Here is a 24770-nt window from a genome sequence, read left to right on the forward strand (position 1 = left end):
AATGGCTCGTTTCTTTACATCAAAGCTATATGTTTCAAGCTTCTGCCCTTTCTTTACCATGACGAAAAGCACCCCCTATAGTATTCATCGGTTTTAAACACAGGGTGTTTATCCAATGTCCACTATAAGGGGTGCACTTCAGCGGCGTCGAGGGTTTCTTATTTCGGCGCATTACGGGCGGTAGGCGGCGAGCGGTCCTTCGTACACGAGACGGAGCGGCTCGGCGGACATGAAGTCGTGAGGCGCGGTCTCGGAAGGGGGCTTGCCCACCGGCTCGACGCCGCCGCGGCGGAGCATCTCCGCCACGAACTCCGAGCAGAAATACGCGTTCGGGGTTTTAATATGCAGCGGCGCCAAGAAATTCAGCAGCCCCAAGTAATTGAACCCGTACCGGTCCGCCTCCCGCTCGAACCGTTCGAGCTCGGCGGCGATGCGCGCGCGCCGGCCCGCGTCGACGGGCAGCGCGTAGACGGCGCACCTCGTGCGGCCGCCCGCGGCCAAATGCCCGTCGCTTCGGCTTTCCCGCACGAAGCCGGCGAGCCAAGGCAGCCGCTTGTCTTTGCGTCCGAAGCTGAACAGCGGGTCGAGCCCTTCGCACAGCGCGAGCGACGCATGATTGTAAGGCGCCCCGGTAATCCGCTTGATGACCCTGGAAAACCGCGTTCCGGTATCCGTTAATACGATATACACCGTCTCCGTCTTCATATCCAAACCTCCGACCGATTCTGCTTTCATCGTATCGGAAGCAGCGGTTGAAGCCTACGGCTTCGCGTCCGGTTTCGCCGCCGGACTTAAGTCGAGGCCGCGGAGGAGCGGGCGTCGTCGACGCTGCCGGACGCCTTGTCGGACGACGCGTCGGCCGCGTCGTCCCGCCGCCGACCCGCGGCGATCGCGAGCGCGAACGCGGCCATGCCGAGGCCCGCGGCGAGGAATACGCCGCCGACGCCCGTCCGCTCGGCAACGGCCGCGCCGAGGAACGGGGCGATCAGCATCGTGCCCGTCTGCAGCGCGTTCGACAGCGCCGATACCGGAGCGATCGTGCGGCCGTCCGTCTCCGTCTGCAGCACGTAGCCGAACGGCACGGCGATCAAACCGCCGACGACGCCGAGCAGGGCGAAAGCGGGCGTCCACAGCCACAGCGACGGGGGCAGCCAGCCGTAAGCGCCGGCGCCGAAGCAGGCGACGAACAATCCGTCCGCGACGCCGAGCGCGGCCATGAACAGCAGCGGCCGCGACTTCCAGGACGTCCATCGTCCGGCGAGGAACGAGCCGGCGACGCTGCCTGCGCCGACGGCGCTCATGAGCATGCCCATCGCCGATTCGTCGTGCCCGAGGCTCGCGGCGAACAGCACGAACAGTCCGTCATAGCAAAACAGCAAAAACATGATCGCCGTCATATACAGCAACGCGATCCGCAGCGTCCGGTTGCCGCGAATGTACCGCACGGCCGCGCTCATGTCGTCCGCGAACCGGGTCGCCTCCGCTGGGGCCGCCTCTCCAGGCCAGCGGGGCAGCCGCAGCAGAACGGCGGCGGAAATCAGGTACAGCGCGGCGCCGATCCAGTACGGCGAGAACGCGCCCCACGCCGCGATGCAGGCGCCGCCGATCATCGGAGCGACGATTTTCGTCGCGTTGACCGCCATTTGGCTGAGGGCGCCGGCTTCGGCCAGCCGCTCCGCCGGCACCGTCCGCTTCACGGACGCTTGACGGACGGGGTCGAAAATCGAGCTGGCGCAATGCTTGAGGAAGACGAGCGCGAGCAGCAGCGCGAGCGAGTCGGCCCAAACGAGGGCGAGCATGACGGCGCCGCGAAACACGTCGCAGGCGACCAGCACGGTCCGTCCGCTCGAGCGTCCGACGCGCACGCCGGCGAGCGGACCGACCACGACCCACGGCAGCCCGATGCACAGCGACAACAGCGCGAGCTCAAAGGCGCCGTACCCCCAGACGTATACGATCACGGCGCCCAGCGCGAGGAAATCGAGCCAATTGGCCGCGTCCGACAGCGTTTGACCGACGAACAGCCGGCGAAACTCGGGCAGACGCAAAGGGGACCACAACGATTCCATGAAAAAAACCTCCCGACGGCATCTTTACGTTCCCATCGTAGCGGGGAAATGTCAGAGCCGTATCAGAAGGTTTTTTTTGCTATAGCAAGCGCCGGCGAAGCTCCGCTTCGATCGCCGGCAGCAGCGCTTCGGCTTCGGTCCGCTCCATCAGCCGCTCCCATTCCGGGCGATACCTTCGCGCGACCGTCTCCCAGCCGTTCCGCTCGGCATGCTTCAGCAGCGTATGGACGCCGTTCAGCCAATGCGGCACGAAGCGGGACCGGCGCAGCGACGCGAGGCCGTTCTCGAAATCGGCCTCAGCCGCCCCGCTCGCCCGGTCGTACCGGGCGATCCCGCGCAGCACGAGGAACAGCCCTTCTTCGCGCAAATACGGAAACGGCGAAAATGACCGTTCCATCCATGCGATCTGCTCTTCGGCGGCGGGCATGTCCCCCGTATCGATCAGCGTCTCGAGCTTCAGGTTAGCGAGGTACGGCAGCAGATTGGACGCCTCGCCGCCGCCCGCGGCTTCCGTCCACGCCTTACGGAACAGCGCTTCGGACGCTTCGCGCTCGCCCCAATCCCGGAGCATAAAGATGAGGTTATGCCGCTCCAGTTCCGTGTGATAAACGGGCGTGAGCAGGCGCCGGCGCAGCGCCGCTTCGACGAGCGGCCGGCTGGCGGCAGGCTTCAGCATGTGATATAGGTGCAGCAGGTAAAACGCTCGTTCCTCGAACGGCGCATTTCCTTCAGTAAACTCGCGGTATCGCCCCTCGACGAACGCCGCGTAGGACTCCATGTACGGGGCAGGCTCGAACCCGAGCAGCTCGCGCTGCTTCAGCAGGGCGAGCAGCGCGTCCCCGCGCCCGTACAGCAAATTGGCGTCGAGGATGCGCCGCATCCGCTCGGCGTGCTCGGGATCGTCCAGCAGCGGGTGCGGCAGCGGTTCGTCGGCCGAGCCGACCGCCTCCATCCGGTAGCCGGCTCCGCGCACGGTGCGGATTTCGTACAAATCGTTCCACGCCGCCAGCTTTTTGCGCAGCCGGTATACGTGATCGTCCACGGTGCGGTCGGTCGGCGACTCCATCGGCCATACGGCGTCCAGCAGCTGCTCCCTCGACAGCGTGCGCCCGAGGTGGCGGTACAGCGTCTCCAGCAGCGAAAATTCTTTGGGCAGCAGCGCGACTTCGCCGCCTCGGCAGCGGGCCGTCCGCGTGCCGCGATCCAGGTCGATCGATTGCATAAGCGATTGTCCTCCGGTCGTTGCGATTGCCAGATGTGCTTATTATAGCAACAGGCTCGCCGGTTCCGACAGAGGGAACGTTGCGATCCGGGAGATGCTTGTTCATGCTTTTCCGATTTTTGAATACAATGAAGTATTCTGCAACGGAGAGGTGCGCATGACACAGACCAAGCAATCTTTCATCCGAGGGACGTTCGTCTTGTCGGCGGCCGCTTTCATCAACCGGATCCTCGGCTTCGTCAGCGGCATGTTCCTTGCCCGATTCCTCGGGGCGGAGGGCATCGGGCTGCTTATGATGGCGCATCCGCTCGTTCCGCTCGTCATCACGGTGACGGAATTGGGGCTGCCGGTCGCGATTTCGAAGCTTGTCGCCGAAGCGGACGTGCGGGGCGATCGGCGCAAGGTCGGGCGCATTCTATCGATTTCGCTGCTCGTCACCGGCACGTTCAGCGTCGCGCTGACCGCGGCGTCGCTGCTAGGCTCCGAATGGATCGCGTCGATATTGCTGACCGACCAGCGCGCGTACTACGCGATGCTGGCCATCACCCCGATCGCGCCGATCGTCGCCGTATCCGCCGTGCTCAAAGGGTACTTCCGCGGCAAGCAGCGCATGCTGACGATCGCGGCTTCCGACGTGATCGAGCATACCGTGCAGATCGCCTGCGTGCTGGCGCTCGTTCATCTGCTCATGCCGTACGGCATCGCATACGCGGCTGCCGGCGCGATGTTCGCGTCCGTCGTCAGCGAGGCGATTAGCCTAGCGTTCCTGTTCGTCAGCTACCGCGCATACCGGGACCGGGGCGATGCGGAGCCGCTGCCGGAGCGGCTTCGCCACGGCCGGCGTACGCTCGGCGAGCTGCTGAAGATCGGGCTGCCGACGACCGGCCACGGCGTTATCCACTCCGTGTACGGGGCGTTCCAGCCGCTGCTGATCACGAAGAGCCTCGCCCTCGCGGGAATCGGCACGGCGCTCGCGACGCAGCAGTTCGGCATGCTGGCAGGCTATGCGTTCCCGCTGCTGTTCCTGCCGAGCTTCGTGACGCATTCGCTGTCGACGGCGCTCATCCCGGCGATCAGCGAGGCGAACGCGAACAAGAACGCGCTGCTCATGCACGAGCGGATGGAGCAGGCGATGCGCGTCGCCCTGCTCGTCGGCGCGCCGAGCACCGTCGTTTTGTTCGAATGGGCGACGCCGCTCACGACGCTCATTTATCAATCGCCGGACGCGGGCCCGCTGCTGAAAATTTTGGCGCCGCTCTTTTTCTTCCACTACTTCGACGCGCCGCTGCACGCCATCCTGCTCGGGCTCGGCCGGGCGAACGCGGCGATGTGGAACTACATCGTGGCGACGGCGTTCAAGGCGCTTGCGGTGTTCGTCTTCGGCAGCGAATTCGGCATTCAAGGCATCGCGTACGGCCTCGGCTTCGGCATCGTGCTGCTGACGGTGCTCAATTTCATGACGATCTCGACCGTAATCGGCTTCTACGTCGACATTCGCAAGTACGTCAAAGTCGGCATCTGCATGATTATCATGGCGATCTGCGGCCAGCTGCTGTTCGAGCGGTTTACGGAAGCCGGCGCTACGCTGCTGTGGAGCACGATCGGCTCGGCGACGGCGGCGCTCGCGGTTTACTTCGCGGCGCTGGCGCTCGCTGACCTTGTGCGGCTGTCGCACATTCGCCAACTCGCGCTCGCCATCGGGGCGAGGGTTCGCTTGTAGGTGCGGGTTCGCTTGCAGGCGGTCGGTCGGCCGGGGCATGTCGGTTGTTTCGCCTGCGCCGGGGTCGGTGCGTGAACGCGCGCCGGGGCGGGGCCGCTTGGCGAAGGAGCCGCGGATGCTCGACGCTCCCGCCGCTTGCGCTGCTGCGCTCGGGGACGCGGTTCCCAGAGCGCCTCCTTGGACTGTCGGGGTGAACCCGGCAGTCTTTTTTTCGTACCCGTCGCACTGTTAGATCCGCCCGGGCGGGGGGATGGAGCGCACGCTGCCCAAACGTGTGTCTGGAGCGGAGCGGGACGGCGGCGGGCGAGCGAACATAGGTAGATGTGCTCTCGGAGCGCGGGGAGACGACGACAGAGCGGCACAATCGGAGCGCAGCGGTGCAGCGAACCGGCGCACTCCAATGAGGGCAAGCGCTTCCAAATTTCCCGTTGACAGAATGGAAAATTGCGGTAAGATAGTAGGCAAGAAGCGATGAAACGTTTAATCAATAAAACGGGGTGATTTACCCGGAGTAACGAAAACCCATCGCATATGAATAATCAAACTCAATGATGAATATTGATGAAACGTTTCATCTAACGCACGAGGTGGATGCCCCTATGCAGCAAAGAACGACGATCAAGGATGTCGCGCGCGTCGCCAACGTTTCAATTGCAACCGTTTCCAATGTCCTGAACGGGACCGGACGGGTCGCGCCGGAGACGATGAAGCGGGTGCAGAAGGTGATCGAGGAGCTGCAATTTTCCCCGAGCACGTCCGCGCGCAATTTGAAGGACAAAAAATCGCAGCTGATCGCGGTCGTCGTCCCGTTTTTGGAAAAAGGCCGGCTCCAGGACAATCCGTTCTACTGGCAGCTCGTGTCCGGCATCGAGGAAGGGGCGCGAAACCATGCGCTGCAAGTCATTTTGATCGGCGTCGACGAGCAGGAGACGTTCTCCTTCGTGCATGAGCGGCATTTGGATGGCTTGATCGTCGTAGGCGTATTCGAAGGGTCCTCGGCGCTCGAGAAAATTCGCTCTTTGCAGATTCCTACGGTTTATATGGACAGCTATTTGTCGGATCCGTCTCTCGTGCAGGTGTACTTGGACGACGAGCTCGGCGGGTATATCGGCACAAAGCATTTGATCGCGCTCGGGCACCGGCGCATCGCCGTCCTGACCGGCAAACTGATCGAAGGCGGGGTGACCTTCAAGCGATGGCAGGGCTACCGCAGGGCGCTGGAGGAAGCGGGCATTCCGTACCTCGAGGAGCTGGTGATCGAGGAGCCGACATCGCCCCTCGGGGGCTATCATTCGGCGCAAATCGTCGGAGACGCGTCGAAGCGCATCAGCGCCGTCTTCGCCTTCTCCGACGTGGCGGCGATGGGGCTGATCAAGGGGCTCCACGAAATCGGGCTGACCGTCCCGAACGACGTGTCCGTCATGGGGTACGACGACATTTTTTACTGCGATTATATGATTCCCGCGCTGACGACGGTCCGTCAGGACATCGTACAGAAGGGGCAGACGGCCGTAAACCTGCTGCTCCGGCTCCAGGAAGAAGGGGTAGACGCGAACGAAGTCGATCGAAGGGTGGTGTTGCCGGTCAATTTGAAGGTGAGGCAGAGCACCGCGCCGTGGCGCGGCTAAGGCGACTGACGCAAGGAGCGTAGGAGAAGGTGCTGAGCGGAGGGCTGACGGATCTCGGTTTCGGGGGCGCAACGTCAGCGGCTCTCCACCAGAAATGCAAGCGCTTACGAAAGTTTCGGGGGCTCTTCAGATTACTCGTTAAAGGGAGATGAATCGATCATGGAAACGAAAACGAAGGTGCGATTCGGACTCGGCAAACTAACGATGATCATTCTGTCGATCGGCTGCTTGCTGGCCGCCTGCGCGAAGCCGCCGTCGGCGGTGCCGCCGGCGTCGACGGAGCCGCAGCAGCAACAAACCGAGCAGACGAAGCCGGAAACGGAAGCGAACGGCGGAACGGATACGGCGGAAAACCAGGCTTCCGCGGAGGAAGAGCTGCAGCCGGAGGAAGGCGCCGAGCTGCTGTTGTGGGACAACGGCGAAGCGGAAGGCGAATGGGCGCAGTACGTGGCGCAAGAGTTTACGAAGAAATACGGCATCCCCGTAAAATACGAAAAGGTGCAGCATACGGACGTGCCGACGAAGCTGCAGACGGACGGACCGGCCGGGCTCGGCGGGGACGTGTTCCTCGCGCCGCACGACCATACGGGGTCGATGGTGGCCGCGGGGCTCGTGCTGGAAAACTTTTTCCCCGATGAATATAGAGAGGCGGCGCTCGAGGCGGCCGTCAACGGAACGTCGGTCGACGGCAAGCTGTACGGCTACCCGGTGTCGATCGAGACGTACGCGCTCTTTTACAATAAAGACCTCGTGCAGCAGCCGCCGGCGACGTGGGAGGAGCTGATCGAGCAGGCGAAGGCGTTCAACGATCCGGCCGCGCAAAAATACGGCTTTATGTACGAGGCGGGCAACTTCTACTACAACTACGCTTTGATCGGCGGCTACGGCGGCTACGTGTTCGGGGGCGGCAACACCGACCCGCAGGACATTGGACTCAACACCGAAGGCGCCGTGAAAGCCGGCGAACTGATGAAGCGGCTGCAGAGCGAAGTGCTCCCGCTCAAGGTGGAGGATATTACGTATGACGTGAAGCAGTCGCTGTTCAACGAAGGTAAGCTGCTGTTCAACATCGACGGTCCTTGGGCGCTCGCCAACCACCGGGGCGCCGGCGTCAATTTCGGCGTGGCGCCGCTGCCGAAGCTGGATAACGGGCAATCGCCGACGAGCTTCTCGGGCGTGAAGCAGTATTTGGTCAACGCGTACACGAAATACCCGAACGCCGCGTCGCTGTATGCGAAATTCGCGACGAGCGACGAAATGCTGCTGAAGCGGTACGAAATGACGGGGCAAATTCCGGCGCGCAAAACGCTGCTCGAAAACGAAACGCTGAAAAAGGACGAAATCGCGATGGCGTTCCTGACGCAGGCGAACGAGGCTGTGCCGATGCCGAACATTCCGGAAATGGCGCTCGTCTGGGGACCGATGGCGACCGCGCTGACGGCGATCTGGAACGGCTTGGAGGAGCCGAAGCCGGCGCTCGACGCCGCCGTGCAGCAGATCAAGGACGCGATCGCAAGCCAGTAACGCAGTCCGCTCGGGAGTCGGGTCAGAAGCAACGGCCCGGCTCCCGAGGCGACGCCGCAGCACTCCAAGGCAAAGGATGGATACGCGATGCTGAAAACGAAGGCGTTCCGTGGCGCGCTGCTGTCGCTGCTCTGCATGGGGCTCGGGCAGCTGTATCACCGTCAATTCGCCAAAGGCTTCGCCCTGCTCGCGCTTGAAGCGTACTTGCTGGCGGCTTGGTCGCTGCCGTTCCAGTGGGCGATGTGGGGGCTGACGACGCTCGGCGAGACGCCCCAAATTCGGGAAGGCCGCAAAATCATCTACCCCGGCGACCATTCCATTTTCCTCATGATCGAAGGCATTATCTTCATCGTGGCGCTGCTCCTAATCCTGTGGATCTACTACCTGAACGTGCGCGACGCGTATGCGACGGGCAAAACGAGGGACGCCGGCGGCGCGCCGAGGCGAATCGCGGACACGCTGAAGCACGTGTGGGAAAACGGCTTCGCCTATGTTTTGCTGACGCCGACCGTCGTTTTCACCGCGTTCGTGACGATCCTGCCGCTCATTTTCGGCGTTCTGATCGCGTTCACGAATTACTCCGGACCGAACCATTTGCCGCCGAACCAGCTGGTCGATTGGGTCGGGTTCCGAAACTTCGCCAGCCTGTTCAGCCTCGGCACGTGGGGTTCGACGTTCTTCGGCGTGTTCCGCTGGACCGCGTTTTGGGCGGTCGTCGGGACGCTGTCGACGTACTTCATCGGTCTGTTCTTCGCCGCGCTGCTCGGCAACCGGAACATTCGGTTCATGAAGCTGTGGCGGACGATCTTCATCCTCCCATGGGCGGTTCCGGGCTTTATTTCGATCCTCATCATGCGCAACTTGTTCAACGGCGAGTTCGGTCCGCTGAACCAATACCTCAGGGAGCTTGGCTTCGCGGCGGTCCCGTGGCTGTCGGACCCCGAGTGGGCGAGAACGACGATTTTCCTCGTGAACGCATGGCTCGGTTTTCCGTTCTGGATGCTGCTTATGTCGGGCGTCATGACGTCGATCGACCGCGATTTGTACGAAGCGGCCGAAGTGGACGGCGCCGGCGCGTGGCGGCGGTTTTGGAGCATTACGTTCCCGATCGTCCTATTCTCGACGACTCCGCTGCTCATCATGAAATTCGCCGAGCAATTCAACAATTTCGGTCTCGTGTATTTCCTGACGCAGGGCAACCCCGTCAACACCGCATACAGCTATGCGGGGTCGACCGATCTGCTCATCACTTGGATTTATAAGCTGACGCTGGAGCGGAGCCAGTTCCATATGGCCTCGGTCGTGTCCATTCTCATTTTCATCGTCGTGGCGGCGCTGTCGATCGTTAATTTCCGGCGGACGCGCGCGTTCCGAGAGGAGGATATGATGTCGTGACGACGGTTCGCCGAACGAAACCTCGCGCCTTCGGGAAGGAAGCGCTCGCGCTCGCGTTCATTTACGCCGTCTTCATCGCGGCCTCCATCGCGATTGTATTCCCGATTTTCTGGATCGTCATGGGTTCGCTCAACCCCGGGGATACGCTGAACGCGACGTCGCTGCTGCCGAAGCGGCTGACGCTGACGCATTATGAGAGACTGTTTACCGAAACTGATTATCCGCTCTGGTTCCGCAACACGCTGTATATCGCGGCGTGGAACATGGCGCTGTCGACCGTGCTCGTGACGGCAGCCGCGTACGCGTTCTCCCGGTTCCGGTTTCCGGGCCGGAAGCAGGCGTTAATGACGATGCTCGTGCTCCAAATGTTCCCCGGCTTTATGGGCATGATCGCCATTTACATCCTGCTGCTGCAGCTCGGGCTGCTCGACAACCACTGGGGGCTCATTCTCGTGTACTCGGGCGGCAGCATCCCGTTCGGCGCGTGGCTCGTGAAAGGCTATTTCGACGCCATGCCGAGAAGCCTCGAGGAAGCGGCCAAAATCGACGGCGCGGGCAATGTGACCGTGTTTCTGCGCATCATGCTGCCGCTGTCCCGCCCGATTCTCGTGTTTCTTGCGATTACGAATTTTATCGGGCCGTGGATGGACTTCATTTTCGCCCGGCTGGTGCTGCGGTCGAACGAACAGAAGACGCTGGCGGTCGGGCTGTTCGAAATGGTCACCGGACGCGGCAACACCGAGTTTACGACGTTCGCGGCCGGCGCGGTAATCATCGCGGTGCCGATCACGCTGCTGTTTCTAACGTTCCAGAAGCATTTGGTCGAAGGGTTGAAAGCGGGGGCGAATAAAGGGTAGCGGCGACATTCCGGTTCCGGAGGGGGCGGAGGAGGGAGCTCCGCCCTGCAGTACGCTCGTGTGGGAGAACGGTCCGGACCGGGTCATGACGGCTGCCAAGGAACCTTCTCGGCCGTTCCGGCGTATTGTTTGTATTTGCGAGGAAGCGGGGGACGCCATGAGCGAAACGATTGATATCTCAGCCTATGATCCGAGTTGGCCGGACGCGTTCGATGCGGAGGCGAAACGGCTGCTCGCGGCGTTCGGAAACGAAGCGGCAGCGATCGAACATGTCGGCAGCACGGCGATTCCAAGGCAGCGGGCGAAGCCGGTGATCGATATATTCGTAGGCGTGTCGCCGTTCCGCGGCGCGGACTATTACGAGGGGCTGCTGGATGCAGTGCATTACCGGTTCGTACGGACGGGGATGCGAAATCGGTGGTTGTTCGGCAAGTTCGCGGACGGGGTATGGACGCATAACATTCATATCGTGCCGTACGACGGAGGTTTTTACCATCGGAACGAACTATTGCTTCGCGATTATTTGCGGAAGCGGCCGGATCTGGTCGACGCTTACGGGGAACTGAAGCTGCGTTCCGCCGAAGCCCACGGCGGCGATTTGGAAAGCTACACTCGATCGAAAACGGAATTTATCCAGTCCGTGATCGACGCGGCCAGGAAGGAGAAAGGGCTGCCGCTGGAGGATGTGTGGACGAACGAACCGTTATAAACCGCACGGGTTTGCGTGCGACAGTTCATGCTTTCCATAGCGGGCTCGGGACGGCTTATGAAGCCGTCCTTTGCCGTTTGATGCGGCGCTGCACGATGCGCAGCCGCACCCCGAAGCCGATCGCGGCGCATGTGAGGCCGGCGGTGATGCCGACCCAGTACCCGAACGGGCCGAGCGCCGTCCACGACAGCGCATAGCCGGCCGGAATGCCGATCGCCCAGTATGCGACGAGGGCGGTGACGAACGGCACCGTCACGTCCTTGTACCCGCGCAGAGCGCCCTGCAAAGACGCCTGCGCCGCGTCCGACAGCTGGAAGAAGATGACGAAAATGAGAAACTGCTGCGTCATCGCCGCGACGTCGGGCGCGTCCGTAAACCAAGACGCGACGTAGGCGCGAGTGAAGTAAAGCAGCAGCGCGGCAACCGCGATAATGCCGACCGCCGAAGTCACGCCGATGCGGGCGTACCGTCCCGCATGGTTCGGCCGCCCGGCGCCGATCTCGTAGCCGACGAGAATGGTCAGCGCCATCGAAATGCTGAGCGGCATCATGAACATCATGCCCGCGAAGCTGATGGCCGCTTGGTGGGACGCGATCGTTACCGTATCGAAGGCCGAGCCCATCAGCAGCGTGACGACGGAGAAAATGCTCGCTTCGAAAAAGATGGACAATCCGATCGGCACCCCGATTTTGAGCAGCTCCCGGACGGCGCTTGCCGACGGCCGCGGCCAGACGCGGAACAGGCGCTGCTGTTTCGGCGTCTCCAGCCGGAACACGAGCCACAGGCTGATCGCGAGGATGATCCAATACGTCGCCGCGGTAGCGTAGCCGGTGCCGGCGCCGCCGAGCTCCGGGAAGCCCAATTTGCCGAAAATCAGAACGTAGTTCAAAAACACGTTGCACGGGAGCGCGAACAGGACGATGGCCATCGTCACGTTCGTGCGGCCCTGCGCGTCGAAGTAATTGCGGACGACGCTCGAGAGGAACAGCGGGATCAGTCCGTACGAAAGTCCGACGAGATACTCCTTCGCGATGCCGTGCACTTCGGGGTCTAAGCGCATCATCGTCAGCACGGGGTCGACGAGGAGCGCGCCGAGAACGAACACCATCGCGGAGAGGGCGAGCGACAAATAGGCCGCTTGCGTGACTGTAGGCGCGATCCGGTCGGCGCGGCCGGCGCCCGTCAGCTGCGACACGACGGGGGTGACCGCGAGCAGCACGCCCGACAACGCGACGAAGGCGGGCATCCACAGGCTGCCGCCGATGGCGACGCCGGCGAGATCGGCGGTTCCGGCGCGGCCCGCCATGATGGTATCGGTTAAATTCATGGCGTGATACCCGACTTGGGTGACGAGAATCGGCCACATAATGTTTAGGAATAAACGTACTTTCTCCCTTGTTGTTTCGGCATGATGCATGCGGCGTTCCAGCCTCCCTTGCGACGAATCTGCGCGCAAGAAAGCCTGGGCATCGTCACCCAGGCTTCGTTGCGTCGAACCTATATCATACTATAGCTTTTAGAAAATTTCCATTTCCATGAGCTTGGAGTCGGCCTGAGGGATCGGACCGAAACGGGATTACGCCTGCCGGCCTTATGGGCATGATGAACCGTAAGAGCATCGAATGGAGGTTTGCAGCATGGTTTGGTGGGAGGCCGCGGGCCGCTCGGCGGCGGTGTTTTTGGCATTGCTTGTATGGACGCGCATTCTTGGCAAAAAAGTCATTTCGCAGATGACGTTCTTCGATTTCGTCGCGGGCGTGGCCATCGGCTCGATCGGCGCGAACGCCATGTTTAACCGGACGATTCCGTTCAGCGCGGAGCTCCTCGGCTTGTCGGTGTTTTGCGCCATAGCGCTGCTGTCGGATTACGTCTCATTGAAGAGCATCGTCGGACGGAAAGTGTTGGACTCGGAGTCGTCGATCGTCATTAAGGACGGTAAAATTTTGGAGGAAGGCATGACGAAGGCGAGGTTGACCGTAGACGGTTTGCTGCTGCTGCTCCGCAAAAAAGATGTCTTTTACGTCGACGAAGTGGAGCTCGCCTATTTCGAGGTGGACGGAACGCTGTCGGTCTTGAGAAAAGCGGGAGCGATGCCGGCGACGCGCGAAGACGTGGCCTCCTCGAAGCCGAGCCGCGGCCGGCCTCAAGCGCTCGTCATCGACGGCAAACTGATGCCTTATAGCATTCGCGAAGCGGGCAAAGACGAAGCTTGGGTCGAGCGGGAGCTTCGGCGCCGAGGCATCGCCGACGTCGCCGACGTCATGTTCATGCAGGTGGACGGTTCGGGAAACGTATACGTGGACGTGAGGAACGATGGAGAATCGACATATTCCCATTAAACGGGTAGGAATAATCGAAAATCCGTTGTATACTGTTGATTGGGCTTTCCAAAGTCGGTATAATTTTACCAACCCTATACTTAATGAACAAAGGAGTACTTCATGGAAAAGATCCTTATTTTCGGCCACAAAAATCCGGACACGGACACGATTTGCTCGGCGATCGCATACGCCGACCTGAAGACGCAGCTGGGCGAGAACGTCGAAGCGGTTCGCCTCGGCGCCGTCAGCAGCGAAACGCAGTACGCGCTCGACACGTTCGGCGCGCAGGCGCCCCGTCTCGTCGAGACGGTCGCGAACGAAGCGAAAGGCGTCATCCTCGTCGACCACAACGAGCGCCAGCAAAGCGCCTCCGACATCGAGAAGGTGCAAGTGCTCGAAGTCATCGACCATCACCGCATCGCGAATTTCGAAACGAGCGGACCGCTGTACTACCGCGCGGAGCCGGTAGGCTGCACCGCGACGATTTTGCTGAAGCTGTACAAAGAGAACGGCAAATCGGTGCCGAAAAACATCGCCGGTCTCATGCTGTCCGCGATCATCTCCGATTCGCTGTTGTTCAAATCGCCGACGTGCACGGCGCAGGACGTCGCCGCGGCGAAGGAGCTTGCGGAAATCGCGGGCGTGGACGCCGAGACGTACGGATTGGAAATGCTCAAAGCAGGCGCCAACTTGAAGGATAAGTCCGTCCCCGAGCTTATCTCGCTCGACGCGAAAGAGTTCACGATGGGCGGTTCGAAGGTCGAAATCGCGCAAGTGAACGCGGTCGACGTGAACGATGTGCTTTCCCGCCAAGCGGAAGTCGAAGCGGCCCTCGCGCAAATTATCGCGGACAAAGGGCTCGACCTGTTCTTGTTCGTCGTTACGGACATCCTGAACAACGACTCCGTCGGCATCGCGCTCGGTTCGAAGGCGCACGCCGTCGAGAAGGCGTACAACGTGACGCTGTCCAATAACACGGCTGTGCTGAAGGGCGTCGTTTCCCGCAAGTCGCAGATCGTGCCGGTGCTCACCGAGACGTTTAACAATTTGTAAAAAAAATGCGGACGAGGCTGCGGTCTCGTCCGTTTTATTTTGCCCTCCACACTCAGCCGATGCGGCGGAGAGGAGGGCTTTTTGATATTTATAAGTCAGATAACATGACACTTTTTAAATGAAAAGTCGCCAAATATCACAAAAAATATCGTAAACTGCGCGTCTTATGTGCGTCATTCACAAAATACTGTAAGGATACTTTACACATACATTCCCTGGTCGTATGATGTTCTCATCGCGATCGGGGAGGGACCTTCGGACATGGGGACGAAATCGAAACAGAACGGAGTATTGGCGCTGTTCGTCGCCGCGGCGCTGACGCTGTCGGCGTGCGGCGGCGCGGGGGGCACGAGCGGAGCGGGAGGGGCGGAAGCGACTGCCCTGGAACCGGAAGAAACGGCGGCGGAAGCTCCCGCCGCAGCGGAGGAAGCGCAGGCAGAGACGGAAAAACCGAGGGTCGCGTTCGCGTATCTCGGCGTGCCTGGCGACGGCGGATGGACGTACCAGCATGATTTGGGCGTCAAGCATTTGGAAGAGACGCTCGGCCTCGACGTCACCGTCGTCGAGAACGTGCCGGACGGGCCCGACGCGGAACGCGTCTTCACGGAGCTCGCGATGGAGCACGATATCGTGTTCGGCACGAGCTTCGGCTACATGGACGCCATGTACAACGTGGCGCAAAAGTTTCCCGACGTCATCTTCCTTCACTGCTCGGGCTACAAGACGCTCCCGAACATGGGCACCTACCTCGGCAACGAGTGGGAGACGCATTACCTTGCCGGCATCGCGGCGGGCAGCATGACGAAGAACGACAAGCTCGGCTACGTCGGAGCGTACCCGATCCCCGAGGTCATTTACTCGTTGAACGCATTCGCGCTCGGCGTCCAAAGCGTGAGCCCCGAGGCGACGGTGGACGTCGTGTGGAGCAACACGTGGTACGACCCGGCGACGGAACGGCAAGCGGCGGTCAGCCTTCTCGACCAAGGCATCGACGTGCTCGCTGCGTACCAGGATTCCCCGGCGAGCCTGCAGGCGGCCGCGGAGCGCGGCGTGTTCGGCGTCGGCAACGACTCGGACATGAGCCGCTACGCGCCGGACTATTACATTACGAACAATGTGTGGAACTGGGGACCGTACTACGTCGAGGCGGTGCAGTCGATCATGGACGGCACGTGGGAAAGCGGCAGCTACATGGGCGATATGAAAGGCGGCATGGTGCAGCTCGCGCCGTTCGGCAAGAACGTCCCGCAGGAAGTGCAGACTTTGGTCGAAGAGAAGAAGCAGGCGATTTTGGACGGAAGCCTTCACGTCTTTACGGGGCCGATCTACGATCAAGCCGGCAATCTAAAGCTGGCGGAGGGCGAAACGATGCCACTCGAAGACATTTTGGCGCAAAATTGGCTCATCCAGGGCGTGAACGGTACGGTGCCGCAATAGGAGGAAACGCAGCATGAGCATAAAGCAGCTTGATGCGCCCGACGCATCGATCATCGACCGTTGGCATCCCGCGCTTCCTTCGGAGCGGCTCGGAGCGGAGCCCGTCTCCGTAGAGGTGCTGAGCGTGAAAGTCGCGTTGTTCCGCATCAAAGGCGAGGCGGTGGCGTTCCGCGATCTATGCATTCATCGCGGCGTCCCGCTGTCGCTCGGGCGAGTCGAGGAAGACCGGGTCGTCTGCCCGTATCACGGGTGGACTTACGACGCCTGCGGCGCCTGCGTGCGCATCCCAGCCCAGCCCGCGGGCAAGGCGATTCCGGAAAAAGCGCGCGTCACGACGTACCGGACGGTCGAACAGGAGGGGCTGATCTGGATCAGCTTCGGGCAGCCGGACGGTCCGCCGCTGTCGCTGCCGGCGTTCGACGGCTTCCGCAAGGTGCTCTGCGCGCCGTACGAAGTGCAGGCGGCCGCGCCGCGAGTCATCGAAAACTTCCTGGATGTATCTCATTTGATGTTCGTTCACGAAGGGCTGCTCGGCGACCCGGCTTCCGCGGAAATTCACGAGTACCGCATGCACCGGACGGAGGAAGGGCTCGTCAGCGACGAGATCGAGGTGTACCAGCCGGACGCGGACGGCACGGGGAAGGGCGTCACGAACCGCTATGTGTACAAAGTGCTCGGGCCGTTCGCGGCGTTCCTGGAAAAGCGCGATTCCGCCGATCCGGATCATGTGTTCGGACTGCTGTTCGCGGTGCTCCCGCATGCGGAAAAGCGCAGCACGGCGTACGCGGTCATTTACCGCAATTACGCGCTGGATACGCCGGATTCCGTGTTCGCCGAATTCCAAGACAAGCTGATCGAGCAGGACCGGGTCATCGTCGAGTCGCAAACGCCGGAACTGCTCCCGCTCGATTTGCAGGCGGAGCTGCACCTCGTCTCCGACCGGGCGAGCATCGCGTATCGGCAGTGGCTGAAGGAGCTCGGCGTGTCGTTCGGCGCGGAATAACAATCATAACGAATAAGGCCCTTCGCGAACGCGAGGGCCGCTGCGGCGGGGTCCAGCGGACTCCGCCGTTTCGCATGGTTAGGTCCGATTATTTCCATTTCAGCAGCGGCGCCGGCTCGGGCAGCATCTCCGACAAGCGAACGAAGTCGGCGTCTTCCCGCAGATTCGGGATCGCCGAACGCAGCGCGGCCGCGGTGATGAGGCCGGGCGGGCCGACATGCCCGATCACGATGATATCGGGCTGCCGGTCGATGCTCAGCGCCAGCTTCCGAAGCTGCTTGTGAACATGAGAGGCCGAATACACTTCATCCAAAAACAAATCGTTGTCCACGAGCGGAACGCCGACGCGTTCGGCTTCCGCCGCCGCTTGGCTGCGAGGGCTCGTACGGCTGTCGAGGAAATACAGTCCGCGCTCGCGGCATACATCCATGACGATGCGCATGACGCGAGGGTCGGCCGTCGCCTTCGAACCCATGTGATTGTTGACGCCGCGGGCATGAGGCACGTCGTCTATGGCGGCATTGACGCGTTTGCGAATTTCTTCGTCGGACAGGTCGGTCGTGATCGCGCCGGGCCCAAGCCAGCTCCGCTTGCCGCGAATCGGCTCCATCGGCAAATGCACGATCACTTCGTGCCCTCTGCGATGAGCTTCCTCGGCGTCCCGCCGCGTCGTCGGCAGGAACGGCATGACCGCCGCCGTAATCGGTATCGGCAGCGACAAAATTTCCTCCGTTCCTTTCATCGCGCTGCCGAAATCGTCGATCACGACGGCGATGCGGCGGAGCTCCCCGCCGCCGGTCTCGGTCGGAGACCATCTCGAGGCGAACGCCGGCCGGGCGGGGCAGGCGTACCCCGTCAAGATCATGAATACAGCCGAGATCATAGCGATTCGGCGCATGGCTGGCATGGCTGCACATCCTTTCCAAAATCGTACCGATTAGCGTTGCCCGCACCGGCATTCCTTATGCGAATGAGCGCGGAACAGGTAGTCGAGGAAGCGGCCGCATGGTACAATCAATAGTGTTATCGATAACTCCAGTCATTAGGAGGAATGCAACGGTGAACATCGATTCGCATCAGCATTTTTGGAAATACGATCCTATCGAATTTGAATGGACCGGAGGCCCGGACAGTCCGATCAGCCGCGATTTCGGTCCCGAACAGCTTAAGCCGCTGTTGGCGGCGCATGGCTTTGAAGGAACCGTCGCGGTGCAGGCGCGCAGCTCGCTCGAGGAGAACGAGGATCTGCTCGAACTCGCGGACCGTCACGAATGGATTCGCGCCGTCGTCGGCTGGGTCGACCTGCGCGCCCCGGATGTGCGCGAGCAGCTTGCGAGGTACGCGGGGCACCCGAAGTTCAAAGGCGTGCGGCATATCGTGCAGGCGGAACCGGATGACCGCTTTTTGCTGCGGGACGATTTTTGCCGCGGCGTGAAAGCGCTGTCCGAGTTTGGTCTCACGTACGATATTTTGATTTATCACCGGCATTTGCCCGCGGCGATCGAATTCGTCCGGAGGTTTCCGGATCAGCCGTTCGTCGTCGACCATATCGCGAAGCCGGATATCAAGGGCGGGGCGCTGGAGCCGTGGGCGGAGCGAATCAGGGAGCTGGCGCGCTTCGAAAACGTGTGGTGCAAAGTGTCGGGCATGGTGACGGAAGCGGATTGGCGCGGGTGGAAGGAGAGCGATTTCGAGCCCTACGTAAATACGGTATTCGAGGCGTTCGGTCCGAAACGGCTCATGTTCGGGTCGGATTGGCCGGTCTGCTTGCTCGCCGCGGACTACGGACGAACGGTCGAGCTCGTCGAGCGGTTCGTCAGGGAGTGGAGCAAGGAAGAGCGCGCGCTGTTGTTCGGCGGCAACTGCGCGGCGTTTTACGGAATCGGCGGTTGACTTGCGGTCGAGCGCGGTGCGGGGCGGGGCCTGGCGGGGTGGAGGCGGGCTCGCGAGCGGGCCCGCGGCGCCGCCGAAGGCGCGTTCAGAGCGCCTTGGACGACTGCCGGATGACGAGCCTGGACGGCAGCACGACGTTGCGCGGCTCGGCGCCGGCCGCGCCTTGGATGCGTTCGATGAGCAGCTGCATGCCGAGCGAGCCGAATTCGTAGGCGGGCTGCTGCGCCGCGGTCAGGAACGGATCGAGCACGAACGTTTCGCCGAAATCGTCGAAGCAGACGACCGACACGTCGTCCGGCACGCGGACGCCGCGGTCGCGCAGCCCGCGTACGACGGCCAGGGCGAGGAAGTTGTTCGCCGCGAACACCGCCGTCGGCGGCTCCGGCGCCGACAGCAGCGCGTCCGCGAGTTCGACGCCGTCGGCCGCCGTATAGCCGGCCTCGTGCACGAGCGACGGATCGAACGGCACGTCGCCAAGTTTCAGCGCTTCCAGGTACCCTTGGTACCTCAGCCTCGCGGTCGACACGTCCTGCCGGCCGTTGATCATCGCGATGCGCCGGTGGCCGAGCTCGATCAAATGCTCCGTAAGCCGCCTCGCGCCTTCCCGGCTGTCGCCGAGCACGCGATCGGCGGCGATGCCCGGCACTTCCCGGTCGAGCAGCACGAACGGAACGCCGCGGCGCTGCAGCAGGCGCAGATGGTCCGCCGAAGCGTCGCCCGCGGGCGCGAACAGGACGCCGTCGACGCGCGTGGACAGCACCATGTCGACGTAATCGCGCTCCTTGCCGTAATCTTCGTCGCTGTTGCCGAATAACAGTTTATAACCGTTCCGTTTGGCCGCATCTTCGGCGCCTCGGGCTAACGTCGTGTAGAACGGGTTCGTAATATCGGTGATGAGCAGCGACAGCATTTTCGTCTCCTGCTTCACGAGACTGCGCGCCATGGAGTTCGGCACGTAGCCCAGCTCCTCCATCACCTGCTTGACGCGCGCGCGCGTCGCTTCGCTGATGCGTCCTGTGTTATTGATAACTCTGGAAACGGTCATGGCGGACACGTTCGCCTGCTTCGCAATATCGTAGATCGTAACCAAACGCGCTCACCCTTTTGCCGGGAATTGTAAGCAAACTCTGCATCCTATTGTATAGGAATTTTTGAATTGACAGCAAGAAGGATTCTTGTTACTTTAGGGTTACCGATAACACAAGTTTAATAGGATCGAGGCGGTCAGACTTATGGCAGGTGACATTGAGGCCGGGGCGGACGCCATTCGGATGCACGCGGACGACCATGTGGCGACGGCGCTCCGCGACGTGAAAGCCGGCGAAACGGTGTCGTTTCGGTTCGGCGGAGAGCGCTTACAAGTGACGGCGCTCGACGATGTGGCGTTCGGGCACAAGATCGCCCTTATGTTCATTCCGGAAGGAACGCATGTGAAGAAATACGGCGAAGTGATCGGCCGCGCGACGACGAACATCGAAGCGGGCCGGCACGTGCACGTCCACAACATCGAAGGCATTCGCGGCCGCGGCGATCAAGCGGCGAAAGGAGCGAGCGCATGAGCTCGATCATGGCGTACGAAAGGCCGAACGGCGACATCGGCATCCGCAATCATTTGTTGATCATTCCGACCGTCATCTGTTCGAACCAAGTGGTAAGCCGCATCGCGCAGCTCGTGCCCGGCACGGTGGCGATTCCGCATCAGCACGGCTGCAGCCAGATCGGTTCGGATAAGGAGCGGACGTTCAACGTGCTCGCCGGCACCGGGAAAAACCCGAACGTCGGCGGCGTCCTCATCGTCAGCCTCGGCTGCGAAGTCGTCGACCCGGCGGCGCTGGCGGAAGAAATCCGAAAGACCGGCAAGAGCGTCGAATGGTTCGACATTCAGTCGGTCGGCGGCTCGGTGAAAGCGATTCAGCACGGCGTCGAGCTGGCGCGCCGGATGAAGGCCGAGCTCGATCGCCAGCCGAAAACGCCGGTGCCGCTCAGCAAGCTGAAGGTCGGCGTCAAGTGCGGCGGCTCCGACGCGACGTCGGGCCTCGCGTCCAACCCGGCGCTCGGCGCGGCGTCGGATGCGCTCATCGCGCAGGGCGGCGGCATCGTCATCGGCGAGACGACGGAAATCATCGGCGCGGAGCATGTGCTCGCGGGGCGCTGCGAGACGCCCGAGACGAAGAGCCGGCTGTTCGAAATCGTCGACCGGTTCGAGCGGGAGGTCGAACGGATGGGCGCCGACATGCGCGGCGGCAACCCGAGCCCGGGCAACATCGCCGGCGGATTGTCGACGATCGAGGAGAAGTCGCTCGGCTGCATCAGCAAATGCGGTTCGGCGCCGATCCGCGGCGTCATCGAATACGCAGAGGACATTCCGGAGGGCGGCCTCTACTTCATGGATTCGCCCGGGAACGACATCGAGTGCGTCTCGGGCATGGCGGCCGGCGGGGCGCACATCGTCTGCTTCACGACGGGGCGCGGCACGCCGACGGGCGCCGCGGTCGTGCCGGTCATTAAAATTACGGCGAACCGCCGCATGTACGAAATGATGAGCGACAACATGGACGTCGACGTGAGCGGCATGCTGACCGGCGAAATGACGCTCGAGGAAGCGGGCGATGCGATTTGGCGGGAAATCGTCGAGGTGGCGGGCGGCAAGCTGACGAAGGCGGAAATTCTCGGGCATCAAGAGTTCAGCATCAATCGAATCGGACCGAGCTTGTAAGGGGGATGCGCGCATGAAAAGGCTGGAAAATCGAGTGGCGCTCGTCACGGGCGGCAATCGCGGTATCGGAGAAGCGATCGTGTACCGGCTCGCGGAAGAAGGAGCGCACGTCGCCGTCAACTATCCGTGGGATACGATGCGGGAACAGGCGGAGGCGGTCGTCCGCAACGCCGAAGCGCTCGGCGTCAAAGCGGTCGCGGTGCGGGCGGACGTCGGCGTGAAGGCGGAGGTCGCCGCCATGTTCGAGCAGGTGCGAGCGGCGCTCGGCGACGTGGAAATTTTGGTGAACAACGCCGGGGTGGCGCCGTTCGAATCTTTTTTCAAACTGAAAGAGGAAACGTGGGACCGCACGTTTAATACGAACGTGAAGGCGATTTTTCTATGCTCGCAGCTGGCGGCGGAAACGATGGCGGCGAAGCGCTACGGCAAAATCGTCAACGTGCTCTCGACCGCGAGCCTCGTCGTGACGAGCCCGGTCATCCCGCATTACCAATCGTCTAAAGCGGCGGCGCATATGCTCACGAAAGGGATGGCGATCGAGCTCGGCAAATACGGCATCAACGTGAACGCGGTCGGGCCGAGCACGGTGGACACGGACTTGTGCGCCGACTATTTGGCCGATCCCGAAATTCGCCGCAAGGAAATCGAAGCGAACCCGATGAAGCGGCTCGGCACCGCGCGCCAAATCGGCGATGCGGTCGTCTTCCTCGCTTCCGAAGAAGCGATGCAGGTGAACGGCCATTTGCTGATGGTGGACGGGGGGCTCAGCGTGAAGGCGGCGCAGCCCGAAGACCATCTGGAACGGTAAGGGGGCGCGGCGATGGCGGCTGTAAGATGGGAATACGCGCGGGCCGGCGCGTTCGAGGCGCTCGCGGCGTTGGGCGAGGACGGTTGGGAGCTCGTCGGCGTCGCGCCGGACGGGAACGGCGGGCAGACGTTCTACTTGAAGCGGCCGCGCCCGTCGATCCGCGAGGAGCTGACGCGCTCCCAGCGGGATCAGGCGCTTCGCGCCGCGGCCGGCGGGGAGGCGGGGCGCCGATGAAGAAGGGCGGCATCCTGCACCCGACGCTGAACCGGATTTTGGCGGAGACGGGGCATACCGACCTGCTGACGATTTGCGACCGTGGGTTTCCGGTCCCTCCGGGGCCGGAGCGGCTCGATCTGGCGCTCGTCGACGATGTGCCGACCGTGGTCGACGTGCTGCGGGCGATCGCGGGCGAATTCGTCATCGACCGGATCCTCGTGACGGAGGAGATGGCGGCGGCGAGCCCGGAACGGTTCGCGCTGCTGCGGGAGACGTTCGGGGACGTCGCGTTCCAGGTCGTGACGCACGAGCGGTTCAAAGCGATTTGCCCGGAGTCGCGGGCGGTCATTCGCACGGGAGACGCGACGCCGTACGCCAACGTCATGATCGTATCCGGATAGAGGGCAGGAAGTATCGACGAGGGGGATGAAGGATGAGACTCGCTGACAAAGTGGCGCTGATTACCGGATCTGGGTCGGGAATCGGCAAAAGCAGCGCGCTGCTGTTCGCGCGCGAAGGCGCGACGGTCGTCGTGAACGACCTCGACGCGGAGAAGGGGCAAGAGACGGTGAACGACATCGTCTCGGCCGGGGGCAAGGCGTCGTTCTATCAGGCCGACGTGACAAACCCGGAGCAGGTGCGCGCGATGATCGACGCCGTCGTCGCCGAGTTCGGGCGCATCGACGTGCTGTTCAACAACGCGGGCGTCAGCGGCGTCGGCATGCTGCACGAGGTCGAGCCGGAGGCGTGGGACCGCGTCATGACGATCAACATCAAAGGCGTGTTCCTGCCGTCGAAGTACGCGCTGCCGTATATGATGGAACGCAAAGCCGGCTCGATCATCAACATGTCGTCGTGCATCGCGGAAATCGGTCTCGCGCGGCGGGCGTCGTATTCGGCGACGAAAGGCGCCGTGCTCGCGCTGACGAAATCGATGCAGGTCGATTACGCGCCGTACAACATTCGGGTGAACGCGCTGCTGCCGGGGACGATTTTCACCCCGTTCGTCGAAAACTACTTGCGCACGTCGTATGACGACCCGGAAGCGGCGATCGCGCAGCTGAAGACGCGGCAGCTGAGCGGCGAGCTCGGCCGGCCGGAGGATGTGGCGCAGGCCGCCTTGTTCCTGGCATCGGACGAATCGAAATTTATGATGGGGTCGCCCCTGTACATCGACGGCGGCGTCGTGTTCGGGAAGAACGCATAGTATTCGGTTTTGGGCGAAGTCGAAGCAGATTGAGGCCCTTTGCGGCCGTACAATACATACGAGGGAAGGCTGTGAAAGCATGAAGCTGGTTACGTTCATTGAAAACGGGGAATTCCGGCTCGGCGTCGCGACGGAGAAGGGCGTCGTCGACGTCGCCGCCGCGGCGGCGGCTCTGGCGTCCTTCGCCGGAGCGCCTACGGATGTGCACGCGGTCATCGAGGGCGGACAAGCGGCGATCGAGGCGCTGAGCGCTCTGGTCGACGCGGCGCTGTCGGACGCGAACGTCTCCGCGCAGGCGCTTAAGGCGGAGGACGCCTTAACGTTCGGTCCGTGCGTCACGCGGCCGAACAAAATCATTTGCGTCGGTCTCAACTACCGCAAGCATGCGGAGGAGACGAACGCGCCGATTCCGCAGTATCCGATCTTGTTCAATAAGTTTAACAACACGCTGACGGGCCACGGGCACGACGTGCCGCTGCCGCGCGTTTCGAACGCGGTCGATTACGAGGCGGAGCTCGTCATCGTCATCGGCAAAACGGCGAAGTACGTCGACCGGGAGAACGCGCTCGACCACGTGTTCGGCTATTGCAACGTGAACGATTTGTCGGCCCGCGATTTGCAGATGCGCACGCCGCAGTGGCTGCTCGGCAAGACGTGCGACAAGTTCTCGCCGCTCGGCCCGTATCTCGTGACGGCCGACGAGGTGGGAGACCCGAACGCGCTCGACATTCGTTGCATCGTGAACGGGGAAGTGCGCCAAAACTCCAATACGTCGGATATGATTTTCCGCTGCGACGAAATCGTCAGCTACATCTCGCAGCATATGACGCTCGTGCCGGGAGACATCATCTTAACCGGAACGCCGGAGGGCGTCGTGCTTGGGTACCCGGAGGAGAAGCGGGTATACCTGAAGCCCGGCGACGTCGTGACGATCGAGATCGAGAAGCTCGGCACGCTCACGAATCGGATGGTGGCGGAATAACGCGAACGGC

24 protein-coding genes are annotated in these 24770 nt (G+C 62.1%); 18 read left to right on the forward strand and 6 right to left on the reverse strand.

Annotated features, from left to right (window positions below; translation table 11 throughout):
- Window positions 1–171 precede the first annotated feature (171 nt).
- From VE009_RS08990 to VE009_RS09000, 3 genes are all read right to left on the reverse strand, one after another.
- Window positions 172–705, reverse strand: a complete 534-nt coding sequence (locus VE009_RS08990; protein ID WP_325007058.1) for a hypothetical protein — start codon at window positions 703–705, stop codon at window positions 172–174.
- 86 nt (window positions 706–791) lie between these two features.
- On the reverse strand, window positions 792–2069 hold the full coding sequence (locus tag VE009_RS08995) for an MFS transporter (RefSeq protein ID WP_325007059.1): 1278 nt from the start codon (window positions 2067–2069) through the stop codon (window positions 792–794).
- Window positions 2070–2148: 79 nt separating this feature from the next.
- Complete coding sequence (locus VE009_RS09000) at window positions 2149–3291, reverse strand: winged helix-turn-helix domain-containing protein (RefSeq protein ID WP_325007060.1); 1143 nt, start codon at window positions 3289–3291, stop codon at window positions 2149–2151.
- Between the two features lie 157 nt (window positions 3292–3448).
- Here VE009_RS09000 and spoVB point away from each other — a divergent pair, with 157 nt between their 5' ends.
- From spoVB to VE009_RS09030, 6 genes are all read left to right on the forward strand, one after another.
- Complete coding sequence (gene spoVB / locus VE009_RS09005) at window positions 3449–5011, forward strand: stage V sporulation protein B (RefSeq protein ID WP_325007061.1); 1563 nt, start codon at window positions 3449–3451, stop codon at window positions 5009–5011.
- Between the two features lie 599 nt (window positions 5012–5610).
- Window positions 5611–6639 carry a LacI family DNA-binding transcriptional regulator gene (locus tag VE009_RS09010; RefSeq protein WP_325007062.1) on the forward strand — a complete coding sequence of 343 codons (1029 nt, stop codon included), beginning with the start codon at window positions 5611–5613 and terminating at the stop codon, window positions 6637–6639.
- 159 nt (window positions 6640–6798) lie between these two features.
- The gene (locus VE009_RS09015; RefSeq protein ID WP_325007063.1) at window positions 6799–8163 is read left to right on the forward strand and encodes a maltose ABC transporter substrate-binding protein; all 1365 of its coding nucleotides are present in this window, start codon (window positions 6799–6801) and stop codon (window positions 8161–8163) included.
- A gap of 87 nt (window positions 8164–8250) precedes the next feature.
- Window positions 8251–9558, forward strand: a complete 1308-nt coding sequence (locus tag VE009_RS09020) for a sugar ABC transporter permease (RefSeq protein WP_325007064.1) — start codon at window positions 8251–8253, stop codon at window positions 9556–9558.
- Window positions 9555–10415: a sugar ABC transporter permease gene (locus VE009_RS09025; RefSeq protein WP_325007065.1), complete on the forward strand. Its 861-nt coding sequence runs from the start codon at window positions 9555–9557 to the stop codon at window positions 10413–10415. Before VE009_RS09020 ends, VE009_RS09025 begins: the two co-directional genes overlap by 4 nt.
- A gap of 157 nt (window positions 10416–10572) precedes the next feature.
- Window positions 10573–11124: a GrpB family protein gene (locus VE009_RS09030; protein WP_325007066.1), complete on the forward strand. Its 552-nt coding sequence runs from the start codon at window positions 10573–10575 to the stop codon at window positions 11122–11124.
- Between the two features lie 55 nt (window positions 11125–11179).
- Here the strand turns inward: VE009_RS09030 and VE009_RS09035 are convergent, their stop codons facing one another.
- Entirely contained in the window at window positions 11180–12541 is a 1362-nt protein-coding gene (locus VE009_RS09035) for an MATE family efflux transporter (RefSeq protein ID WP_325007067.1), read from the reverse strand.
- Window positions 12542–12761: 220 nt separating this feature from the next.
- Here VE009_RS09035 and VE009_RS09040 point away from each other — a divergent pair, with 220 nt between their 5' ends.
- From VE009_RS09040 to VE009_RS09055, 4 genes are all read left to right on the forward strand, one after another.
- Window positions 12762–13463 carry a DUF421 domain-containing protein gene (locus VE009_RS09040; protein ID WP_325007068.1) on the forward strand — a complete coding sequence of 234 codons (702 nt, stop codon included), beginning with the start codon at window positions 12762–12764 and terminating at the stop codon, window positions 13461–13463.
- Between the two features lie 102 nt (window positions 13464–13565).
- Complete coding sequence (locus tag VE009_RS09045; RefSeq protein WP_325007069.1) at window positions 13566–14498, forward strand: manganese-dependent inorganic pyrophosphatase; 933 nt, start codon at window positions 13566–13568, stop codon at window positions 14496–14498.
- A 261-nt stretch (window positions 14499–14759) separates the two neighbouring features.
- Window positions 14760–15935, forward strand: a complete 1176-nt coding sequence (locus VE009_RS09050; RefSeq protein WP_325007070.1) for a BMP family ABC transporter substrate-binding protein — start codon at window positions 14760–14762, stop codon at window positions 15933–15935.
- 13 nt (window positions 15936–15948) lie between these two features.
- Window positions 15949–16938 (forward strand): aromatic ring-hydroxylating dioxygenase subunit alpha, encoded by a 990-nt coding sequence (locus VE009_RS09055; protein ID WP_325007071.1) that lies wholly within the window; start codon window positions 15949–15951, stop codon window positions 16936–16938.
- An 88-nt stretch (window positions 16939–17026) separates the two neighbouring features.
- Here VE009_RS09055 and VE009_RS09060 read toward each other — a convergent pair whose 3' ends face one another.
- The gene (locus VE009_RS09060; RefSeq protein ID WP_325007072.1) at window positions 17027–17845 is read right to left on the reverse strand and encodes a divergent polysaccharide deacetylase family protein; all 819 of its coding nucleotides are present in this window, start codon (window positions 17843–17845) and stop codon (window positions 17027–17029) included.
- A gap of 152 nt (window positions 17846–17997) precedes the next feature.
- On the opposite strand from VE009_RS09060, the gene VE009_RS09065 reads away from it, so the two are divergent.
- Window positions 17998–18831 (forward strand): amidohydrolase family protein, encoded by an 834-nt coding sequence (locus VE009_RS09065; protein ID WP_325007073.1) that lies wholly within the window; start codon window positions 17998–18000, stop codon window positions 18829–18831.
- Window positions 18832–18916: 85 nt separating this feature from the next.
- On the opposite strand, the gene VE009_RS09070 is transcribed toward VE009_RS09065, so the two are convergent.
- A complete protein-coding gene (locus VE009_RS09070; protein ID WP_325007074.1) occupies window positions 18917–19921 on the reverse strand; it encodes a LacI family DNA-binding transcriptional regulator in 1005 nt (334 codons plus the stop codon).
- 142 nt (window positions 19922–20063) lie between these two features.
- Here VE009_RS09070 and VE009_RS09075 point away from each other — a divergent pair, with 142 nt between their 5' ends.
- From VE009_RS09075 to VE009_RS09105, 7 genes are all read left to right on the forward strand, one after another.
- Window positions 20064–20390 (forward strand): UxaA family hydrolase, encoded by a 327-nt coding sequence (locus VE009_RS09075; protein WP_325007075.1) that lies wholly within the window; start codon window positions 20064–20066, stop codon window positions 20388–20390.
- Entirely contained in the window at window positions 20387–21547 is a 1161-nt protein-coding gene (locus tag VE009_RS09080; RefSeq protein ID WP_325007076.1) for a UxaA family hydrolase, read from the forward strand. The genes VE009_RS09075 and VE009_RS09080 overlap by 4 nt, the downstream gene beginning before the upstream one ends.
- 13 nt (window positions 21548–21560) lie before the next feature.
- Entirely contained in the window at window positions 21561–22355 is a 795-nt protein-coding gene (locus VE009_RS09085; protein WP_325007077.1) for a glucose 1-dehydrogenase, read from the forward strand.
- Window positions 22356–22367: 12 nt separating this feature from the next.
- Complete coding sequence (locus VE009_RS09090; protein ID WP_325007078.1) at window positions 22368–22589, forward strand: hypothetical protein; 222 nt, start codon at window positions 22368–22370, stop codon at window positions 22587–22589.
- On the forward strand, window positions 22586–22972 hold the full coding sequence (gene rbsD, locus VE009_RS09095) for a D-ribose pyranase (RefSeq protein ID WP_325007079.1): 387 nt from the start codon (window positions 22586–22588) through the stop codon (window positions 22970–22972). Before VE009_RS09090 ends, rbsD begins: the two co-directional genes overlap by 4 nt.
- A gap of 32 nt (window positions 22973–23004) precedes the next feature.
- Window positions 23005–23778, forward strand: coding sequence for a glucose 1-dehydrogenase (locus VE009_RS09100; protein ID WP_325007080.1), 774 nt, complete (start codon window positions 23005–23007; stop codon window positions 23776–23778).
- A gap of 79 nt (window positions 23779–23857) precedes the next feature.
- Window positions 23858–24760, forward strand: a complete 903-nt coding sequence (locus VE009_RS09105; protein ID WP_325007081.1) for a fumarylacetoacetate hydrolase family protein — start codon at window positions 23858–23860, stop codon at window positions 24758–24760.
- Window positions 24761–24770 lie beyond the last annotated feature (10 nt).

It is taken from the genome of Paenibacillus sp., assembly GCF_035645195.1.
GTDB lineage: Bacteria > Bacillota > Bacilli > Paenibacillales > YIM-B00363 > Paenibacillus_AE.